Consider the following 6,081-nt stretch of genomic DNA (forward strand, 5'->3'; position numbering starts at 1 on the left):
ACATTGGTAAAATTATCCGGCGGGCTATTATTAAAAGAATCAGAAAGTTTTTTGTAAAATTCTTTCCACAAACATTTTTTTCAATAAAGCCACCTAATTCATCAGCCTTAACTTTAGCAAAGATATAAGGCATGTGTTTCATTTATTAAAGAAAAGAATTTGCTTTAAAAAGGTTATAGCCTTCTATCTAACAGCGTTTTTGCTGTAAAATTCAAATTATCTATCTGCTCAACTAAAGAACTTTTATTGTTTAGCTTTTGTGCTTTTTTCAAAGAGATGTGGGCTTTCAAGAATAAGCTTTTCTCGTGCTTTTTGTAACTGTTTAATGACTTCATCAATCTTTGACGGAGAACAAAAAGATTCTTGGCTATTCAACAAATGCAGCCTCTCCTTTCCCTCATATAAACATTGCATCTGAGATTGAAGTATTCTAACTTCTTGAAAAAAAAGACGTCCTGTTTCCTTAAAACCATTATTAAGTGCAAAAAGTTGATCAGAAATGGATAGCAGAATTTGTTTTAAAAAACGCTCATTTTCTTGGCGTTTACGATATTCTAAAATAAGAGCATGGCTTATCTCATCTAACTGTTTTTTTGTAGAATCAATTTGACGCAATAAATTTGGTTTTTCCCCCATATCACCTTTTCTCACCTTCACAAGCATAGCATGAATGTCTAATAACTTAATTGCGGAATGAGACAAATAATCAACAACTGTAGGCGTATTAACATAGCGTTTCCGTGCAATCATCACAAACTCACCTAATGACTGTTTTTTACATTCATCCCGCTATTTATTTTTCATTTTACAAGACCATTCTAAAGAAAGTGCTAAAAAATATTACCTCCAATACATTATTCGATGGAGCCCCTTCTCTCTTTTCACGATCAACGTGGAATCCGTGGAGAGAGAAAACGTACAGGTGTATAAAGGATAAGATGTGTTGTTTTTTCCAACACACTACTACCATCAGCAAGAAGGGCTTGACTAGGTGACAATTCTGTACCTTGCATAATTGTGGAAGCCAAAGAACCTTCTCGAGAAAGAGCCATCAACGTTGGCGAAGATGCAAAGACATTGTGTGCTCCCCCATCCACATGAGAAAAATCAAGAACAGCTATTCCATTTTTACGCAACATTTCAATATCTGAGCCATCGCCCACACGATGATGTCCACCCGTAAGACGTCCTGAAACCGCAAGAGCTTTATCCGCTCTGGATACTAAAATAGCGGTTGGCTGCGGAAGTTTTTTTATATCATTAAGTTGGCGCTCAAATACATCAACATCAATATCTGGTGCAGCCATTAATAAACTTGTAATACGACGAATAGGCTTATATTTTCCCTGTAACGCTAACGTTCTAAATGCTTCCATTATAACAAAATTGCCCATAGAATGTGCAATAACCGAAATTTGATCAGCATTGGTTTCACTAATAAGTGTTAAAAGCTCTATCAATCCGTCACGGGCAAAATTAGCACTGTCACGATCATAAATATAAAGAGGAACTGATCCGGCCGAAGGCCAAGAATAATGCACAGCGACAACATTTAAAGAATAATCGTGTGTAAACTGTGCTGTACGAAATGTACCATCTGCAAAATTATTATTATACCCATGGATAAAAAGAAAAATTTCTCTTTTTCCTTTTGGCTTTTTTGCTAAAGCAGCATTTAATTGCTGTTTAAACTGTTCTTTATTATCGTATTTTTGCAATGCTACTGCTGCAAAATACTTATCATGCGTAGGTTTATAGGCATTTATTTCAACAACTCCCTTTACATGTTGCTGAGGAATTCCTACGTCAACACGATTATAATGAACTTTATTTGATCGCTCTGCACCATAAGGTTGAGCGTAATTATTTTGCATCATACGACTCGTTGCAACATACACTGGAACGATGGCTTTTGGAGAAACTGGTTTCCCTTCAACTTCCCTTTCTACGGCAGTCATAGAAGGTGTTGCATGCACCCCATGCCAAAGTACAGCACGTGAATCACTACACGCTGATAATAAAGAAATACAAATAAGAAGTGTTAAATATCTCAGAATCATTATACTTCTCACTGCAACTTCACCCCACCTTATAAAAATATAACATTTCAAATGCATAGATAAAGTAATAAAAAACGAAACATTATTGGCAACACACCAACAAATAACATACAAAAAGATTTTTCTATAATGCCTATAAATTCCCTCTCTCTAACATAACTTCATCTCATTATGGAGAGACTCACTGCGAACTGGTGCGGTCGAGAAGACTCGAACTTCCACGGGTTGCCCCACAGCGACCTCAACGCTGCGCGTCTACCAATTCCGCCACGACCGCACGTGGAAAGAAAAAATCTTGGTTTTTAGCCTTTAACAAATCATAAAGAAAGGTACAAGCCAATTTTCTTTTTCTCATAATTTATTTTATCCGGATGCTTTATAATTTAATAGAGATTACGAGAAATATGGGCTTTACTATGACCTTTGAACCATCATCATAAAATGTGCTTGTGCCGCTTGATCTTTTTCATAATAACCATGAAAGTTTTTTGTAATTGTTGTAGAGCCCTGTTTTTGGATTCCTCTCATAGCCATACACATGTGCTCAGCCTCAATCAATACTGCTACACCATGAGGCTTCAGATATGTTTTTAACGCGTGAGCCACTTGCGCTGTCATAGCTTCTTGAGTTTGTAAACGACGAGAAAAAATATCTACAACACGTACAATTTTTGAAAGACCAACAATTTTTGCATTAGGAAGATATGCTATATGTGCTTTCCCAATAATTGGGATCATGTGATGCTCACAGTGTGAATAAAAAGGTATATTCTTTACGATTACGGCTTCATTGTATCCTGAAACCTCTTCAAAAACTGTACCTAAGGTTTCTTTAACCGATTGACTATAACCATTAAAAAGCTCGCGATATGCCTTGGCTATACGTTTTGGAGTATCTAAAAGCCCTTCTCTATTTGGATTTTCCCCTATCCATAAGAGTAATGTACGAATCGCTTCTTCCACCTTTTCAATACTCGGACGCTTTTTTTCAGATAAATTTGCGTCTTCTTTAACAACATTACGCATTCAAAAACTCCAAGCTTACTCTATACAAAGCATTTGCTCCATACCTATCTCATTTTGTATAATCTCTATATAAGCGAATTAAAAGTTTAAACAATCACGACTTTCAAAATTTCAGGCAATAGCGCATGATTGATACTATCTATAATGATAAAATACTTAAATATGCTGCACATATAGGCAAAATTGGGCGACTTAATAATCCTGATGCAACATCAAGAAAACATGCACACCTTTGTGGTTCGACAATCACTGTAGATTTAAAAGTGGAAAATAGTATTATTACCGATTTTGCTCACGAAATACATGCATGTGTGCTAGGGCAAGCTTCAGCTTCACTTTTAGCATCTCATATCATCGGACAAACAACTCAAGATCTTAAAATATTGCGTGAAGTTATCTACCAAATGCTAACGCAAAATGGTCCTTCTCCTCAAGCTCCATTTGAGGATTTTTCTTGCTTACAGCCCATTAAAGACTATAAAGTGCGCCATGCAGCAACACTACTACCCTTTGATGCAATGATAGACTGCATTCAAAAAATTGAAGAAAAATAAATGTTCAAATCACAATCTAGACAAAAAAAGTTGACTCGGAATTACACAGGCACTTGGCAAAAAACACCCGGACGATTATTGGGTATTTTCTTAATACGGTTCTATCAAATAACACTTTCGAGCCTTATAGGTAATCAGTGCCGCCATGCTCCGACTTGTTCAGAATATACATATGAAGCGATTGCACGCCATGGGCTTTGGGCTGGTGCATGGATGGGACTCTTTCGTATCATGCGTTGTGGGCCCTTTGGAACAGATGGCTTTGATCCAGTCCCTCCATCGCTTGGAAATTCTTGCTGTTTTTATAAACCTTGGCGTTACTGGAAAATTTCTGACAAACACAACAAATAATCCTTTTCTTTTTTCACATGTATTGATAAAAAATTAGTCTATAAGCTTTTTACTCAATTTTCACGAAACCATCCGCAATCGTTAGCGGAATTGGATTAAAAGGGTGTTTTTATGTCTTGCTCTATTTCTCTTTTTTTTCCCGATGGTTCAAAACGTAATTACCCCGCCGAAATGACAGGCTTGGAATTAGCAGAATCTATTTCTAAATCACTTGCAAAAAAAGCAGTCGCCTATAGTCTTGATGGTATCACGCGAGACTTATCGGATCCATTGGGACAATCTGGTCAAGTAGAGATTATTACCCGAGAAGATTCACGCGCTCTTGAGCTCATAAGGCATGATTGCGCCCATGTCCTTGCTGAAGCAGTGCAAGAGCTCTTTCCTGAAACGCAAGTAACAATAGGTCCTGTCATTGAGAACGGATTCTATTATGATTTTGCACGCCAACAACCTTTCACATTAGATGATCTCACCGTCATTGAAAAGAAAATGCGTGAAATTATCCAACGCAATAAACCTTTTAGAAAAGAAATTTGGTCTCGTGAAAAAGCAAGAAAAGTTTTTTCTGAGAAAAAGGAATTTTATAAAGTTGAACTTATTGATAGCATTCCTGAAAATCAAGATTTAAAAATCTATTATCAAGGGGAGTGGTTTGATCTTTGTCGCGGACCGCACATGCAATCTACAGGGCAAATTGGGAATGCTTTCAAATTAATGAAAGTTGCAGGAGCTTATTGGCGTGGCGATGCCAATAATCCAATGCTCACGAGAATTTATGGAACAGCATTTGCAAATGAAAATGACTTAAAAGCCTACCTCCATATGCTAGAAGAAGCTGAAAAACGTGATCATCGCCGCTTGGGACGTGAAATGGACTTATTTCACTTTCAAGAAGAAGGGCCAGGAATGATTTTTTGGCACAAAAAAGGTTGGAAAATGTTCCAAAATTTGATCAGCTATATGCGTAGACGCCTTGATGATCATCAATATGCTGAAGTTAATGCACCACAAGTTCTCGATAGGTCACTCTGGGAAATATCTGGCCATTGGGGTTGGTATAAGGAGAATATGTTCAAAGTAATTTCAGCAGAAGAAGATTCAGATCATGGGAATGTTTATGCCCTTAAACCAATGAACTGCCCTGGTCATGTGCAAATTTTTAAACATGGTTTAAAATCTTATCGTGATTTGCCTATTAGACTTGCTGAATTTGGACTTGTTCATCGTTATGAGCCTTCAGGCTCTTTACATGGTCTTATGCGTGTGCGTGGTTTTACACAAGATGATGCGCATATTTTTTGTACTGATGAACAATTAGCCGATGAATGTCTCAGTATTAATGATCTTATTTTATCAACTTATGCCGATTTTGGTTTTAAAGAAATTAGTCTTAAGCTTTCAACCCGTCCAGAAAAACGAGTTGGATCTGATGCATTATGGGATCATGCAGAAAGTATCATGGAATCTGTCCTTAAAACGATTGAAACAAAATTTGCAGGACAAATCAAAACAAGCATCCTTCCAGGTGAAGGAGCATTTTATGGTCCAAAATTTGAATATACATTAAAGGATGCTATCGGTCGTGAATGGCAATGTGGAACAACACAAATAGACTTTAATCTCCCTGAACGTTTTGGTGCATTCTATATTGATAAAGATTCAGAAAAACGTCAGCCTGTTATGATCCACCGTGCTATTTTTGGATCAATGGAGCGTTTTCTTGGTATATTAATTGAAAATTTTGCTGGACATATGCCACTTTGGCTTGCTCCTGAACAAATTGTTGTTGCAACAATTACCTCCGAAGCAAATGAATATGCCCAAAAAATAACAGCAAAACTTAAAGCTGTTGGGCTTTCCGCAACAATAGATCTCCGCAATGAAAAAATTAACTATAAAATACGAGAACATTCTTTACAAAAAGTCCCCGTAATTTTGGTATGTGGCAAACGTGAAGCTGAAACAAACAGCGTAAATATGCGCCGCTTAGGAAGTACAAATCAAACCCTTTTATCTGTAGAAGATGTGATTAAACAACTCTCAAATGAAGCAACACCTCCAGATTTGCAACGTGTAATAAATGCATAATA

At 36.9% G+C, this 6,081-nt stretch carries 6 protein-coding genes and 1 tRNA gene; 3 read left to right on the top strand and 4 right to left on the bottom strand.

All coding sequences use genetic code 11. The features are described 5' to 3' along the window. Positions 1–243: 243 nt before the first annotated feature. The 4 genes from ACFIL8_RS04700 to folE all read right to left on the bottom strand — a co-directional run bounded on the left by ACFIL8_RS04700 (position 244) and on the right by folE (position 3,086). The gene (locus tag ACFIL8_RS04700; RefSeq protein WP_015856440.1) at positions 244–750 is read right to left on the bottom strand and encodes a hypothetical protein; all 507 of its coding nucleotides are present in this window, start codon (positions 748–750) and stop codon (positions 244–246) included. 137 nt (positions 751–887) lie between these two features. Beyond that, positions 888–2,060, bottom strand: a complete 1,173-nt coding sequence (locus ACFIL8_RS04705; protein WP_375613054.1) for an alpha/beta hydrolase — start codon at positions 2,058–2,060, stop codon at positions 888–890. Positions 2,061–2,252: 192 nt separating this feature from the next. Further along, positions 2,253–2,337, bottom strand: a tRNA-Leu gene (locus ACFIL8_RS04710). Between the two features lie 137 nt (positions 2,338–2,474). After that, positions 2,475–3,086, bottom strand: a complete 612-nt coding sequence (gene folE, locus ACFIL8_RS04715) for a GTP cyclohydrolase I FolE (RefSeq protein ID WP_375613055.1) — start codon at positions 3,084–3,086, stop codon at positions 2,475–2,477. 125 nt (positions 3,087–3,211) lie between these two features. On the opposite strand from folE, the gene ACFIL8_RS04720 reads away from it, so the two are divergent. The 3 genes from ACFIL8_RS04720 (at position 3,212) to thrS (ending at position 6,079) form a co-directional block, all read left to right on the top strand. Then, on the top strand, positions 3,212–3,640 hold the full coding sequence (locus ACFIL8_RS04720; RefSeq protein ID WP_375632205.1) for an iron-sulfur cluster assembly scaffold protein: 429 nt from the start codon (positions 3,212–3,214) through the stop codon (positions 3,638–3,640). Beyond that, positions 3,641–3,991, top strand: coding sequence for a membrane protein insertion efficiency factor YidD (yidD, locus tag ACFIL8_RS04725; RefSeq protein ID WP_375607118.1), 351 nt, complete (start codon positions 3,641–3,643; stop codon positions 3,989–3,991). A 111-nt stretch (positions 3,992–4,102) separates the two neighbouring features. Beyond that, positions 4,103–6,079, top strand: a complete 1,977-nt coding sequence (gene thrS, locus ACFIL8_RS04730; protein ID WP_375611577.1) for a threonine--tRNA ligase — start codon at positions 4,103–4,105, stop codon at positions 6,077–6,079. Positions 6,080–6,081: the final 2 nt, after the last annotated feature.

Origin of the sequence: Bartonella sp. AP57NXGY, from assembly GCF_042195805.1 — a bacterium.
GTDB lineage: Bacteria > Pseudomonadota > Alphaproteobacteria > Rhizobiales > Rhizobiaceae > Bartonella.

What these genes read in the sequence shown, in the direction of transcription:
- ACFIL8_RS04700 (WP_015856440.1), bottom strand. Translation starts at nt 750, where the DNA reads ATGATTGCACGGAAACGCTATGTTAATACGCCTACAGTTGTTGATTAT.
- ACFIL8_RS04705 (WP_375613054.1), bottom strand. Translation starts at nt 2,060, where the DNA reads ATGATTCTGAGATATTTAACACTTCTTATTTGTATTTCTTTATTATCA.
- folE (WP_375613055.1), bottom strand. Translation starts at nt 3,086, where the DNA reads ATGCGTAATGTTGTTAAAGAAGACGCAAATTTATCTGAAAAAAAGCGT.
- ACFIL8_RS04720 (WP_375632205.1), top strand. Translation starts at nt 3,212, where the DNA reads ATGATTGATACTATCTATAATGATAAAATACTTAAATATGCTGCACAT.
- yidD (WP_375607118.1), top strand. Translation starts at nt 3,641, where the DNA reads ATGTTCAAATCACAATCTAGACAAAAAAAGTTGACTCGGAATTACACA.
- thrS (WP_375611577.1), top strand. Translation starts at nt 4,103, where the DNA reads ATGTCTTGCTCTATTTCTCTTTTTTTTCCCGATGGTTCAAAACGTAAT.